The sequence below is a fragment of the Clostridium sp. FS41 genome, from assembly GCF_000954015.1.
In the GTDB taxonomy this organism is placed as follows: Bacteria; Bacillota; Clostridia; order Lachnospirales; family Lachnospiraceae; genus Enterocloster; species Enterocloster citroniae.
Genome location: NZ_JYHN01000042.1, coordinates 1 through 2,485, shown reverse-complemented (window position 1 = coordinate 2,485; position 2,485 = coordinate 1). Strand labels below are relative to the sequence as shown.

Genomic DNA, 2,485 nt, shown 5'->3' with positions numbered 1-2,485 from the left:
GGGTAGAGGTGTTCACCACTTCACCGGCACAACCATCTTGCACTTTCTTGGTGTAAGAACTGGTTGAGCCCATCGCTGTGTTCTTTGTGCATCGGTAGGTCACTTCAATCATGTCCTTAATGTCTCGATGCACTTTGCGGATGTTCTGCGTGAGCAAGATGATATCGACACCGTAGTGACGGTGTATTGAGTACCATTCTAGAATGGGCGCGGCCAAGCCTCGACTTGGCAAGCTCATGTGCGCCTCATCGACCACATAAAGTGGCCCTTGTCCTTTTTCATTGCGCCATTCGTCTGAGTAATCTTCAATCTGGCTGAACGGACGCGAGGTTGAACCAAAATCCGTTAAACGGCCATCCACGATTTTGATGAGTTCTCGAACGTCTTCACCAAACACCTTAACGAACCAATCAATGTTTAAGGTGATATTGGTGATGACTTTGCGGCCATCCTTAATGGCCGGAATAATGTGGTAGGCAACCGCCTCATAGGTTTTACCGCCACCTGGTCTTCCTGCTATGGCGTATATCATGAGCCTAACCTCGTAAACGGAATCAATTGCAGCATCAAACGCACCGTAATAGCGGCCAGAATGATAGACAGGCATTGAGGCACACCGACCGCCGCCATAACCCAAGCTACAGTAGGCGGAATACTGGTCATGTACTGGCTCATATCGACCGGAGCGAATAGGGAGAACACACCAGAGAGCAACAGATTCACCATTGCCATGATTTGCTCAACCGCCCAAAAGAACAGGTCTTTGAGCATGTTGACCAGCGAGATTAAGAGCTGATAGAGGAACACCAACAGCTTGTTAAATAAATCGACTAACCAATCCATATTAACCTCCAAAAATAATACGACGCGCCGCAAACACTGACGTCATGATGAGCACCGCACGAATAAAACCGAACACCCAATCAAAGCTGATTTGCTCCTCAAAACTGAAGTCACCGAAGAACGGCACAGGGAGCACGAAAGAAGGGCGCTTAGCACTGGATAAGTCGAGGTCACCAAACGAGTTCACAAAGTTGTCGATGGTGTTGTGTTTAAGATCATCTAACTGACCGGACACCAAACCACCTAAACCATCGGGATAGCCCGACTCATAAAAGCCAGTACAACTTTGGGACTCGATACACGTACCACCCGTACCTGCACCAGACGTATCTGTGTTTGCGATACCGTCTAAGGTGTCAGAAATGCCGGAAACATCCTCCGCGATACCATCCATTGCCCCTGCAATTTTCTCTACATCGTCACCCACACCATTAACGGCATTGGTGTTCTTGTTCATGGCCGTGGTGATGTCAGCATTCGCTTGTTGGATAAGGGCCTTAGTGTTTTCGTAAATCTTGTTGTCGTTGATTTGCTGCTTTTGAATGGCTTGCGTGTTGGTGACCATCGACGCATTCAGCGCAATGATTTGGTTTTGAACGTCAGCATTGGCTTGATTGATGTCGATGTTCATGTCGTTTAGTGCTTTGTTGACGTCCTTATTCATCCCAGTAATGGCTTTCAGAACTGCCGTGTCTGTCGATTCATCGGTGTCAGGCTCTTCCACGTCTGGCTCACTGTCGGTATCCGGTGGATTCACCGTATTGGTTGAGCCATCAGGTAATATGCTAGGGTCTTCGATGTCGCCTGTTGGGTCGTCAGGGTCATGAATGGGGTCATCAGGAATAATAGGGGTGTCAGGGCCATCTTTACCCCAGAAGAGTGTACCGCCTTCACACTGGTTGCCTGTGAATTGAAAGTTACCATGACAGATGGTGTTTTGTGTCCATTGGCCGGAATCAACGCCCGTACACAGCGTACTATCACTAGGAGTACGCTCCAATTCACAACGGGTTGCGCCATAATCGCCATAACATGACCCTGTCACTTGTTCGCCATAGACATAAGCCAACCACTGAAGCGATTTGATTTCATCAATGGATTTTTTGAACTGGCAAGCGTCCATACAAGTACCGTCAGGGTTCTTGCCATATTCACAAACCGATTTGCAACGTAAGGTGGAGGGATCAAACTCGCTATTTTCTGGACAACGCACCTCATAATAGCCAAGACCAAGTCCATTATCACAAACTGTTTGATAGGGATAACGAGCATTAGAATAGGGTGTCTTCTCAAATGTGCATGTGTCGAAATACCCAGTATCCAAAAAACAAGTATTCACCTTGTAAGGGTCAACCCATTCACCTTGAGAGCCACAACCCCTCATTTGCATATGACCAATACGAGCTTCTAAAGCATACGTATGACTACTAGCACACAGAATAACAAGGGCAATAAAAAAACGGAGATAGTGATTCATTGTATTAAACCAATAAAAAAGGGAGCCGAAGCCCCCTTATCCTCTAAAGTTTTGGCTGGCCACGTATCCGGCAATGCCACCCAAAAGCACAAAGACGATGAGTTGGACATCGTGGAGAACGGCCAACATAAACTTAAGCCTTGTTCACAGCACGCTTAGCAAGAG

At 47.2% G+C, this 2,485-nt stretch carries 3 protein-coding genes; all 3 read right to left on the bottom strand.

The genetic code is table 11. The features are described 5' to 3' along the window. A partial coding sequence (locus tag CLFS41_RS06650; protein WP_045091827.1) for a zonular occludens toxin domain-containing protein occupies positions 1–532 on the bottom strand: 532 nt, incomplete at its 3' end. Further along, the gene (locus CLFS41_RS06645) at positions 529–843 is read right to left on the bottom strand and encodes a DUF2523 family protein (RefSeq protein ID WP_017822026.1); all 315 of its coding nucleotides are present in this window, start codon (positions 841–843) and stop codon (positions 529–531) included. The genes CLFS41_RS06645 and CLFS41_RS06650, both read right to left, overlap by 4 nt. A 1-nt stretch (position 844) precedes the next feature. Beyond that, positions 845–2,167 carry a methyl-accepting chemotaxis protein gene (locus tag CLFS41_RS06640; protein WP_200895082.1) on the bottom strand — a complete coding sequence of 441 codons (1,323 nt, stop codon included), beginning with the start codon at positions 2,165–2,167 and terminating at the stop codon, positions 845–847. Between the last annotated feature and the right edge of the window lie 318 nt (positions 2,168–2,485).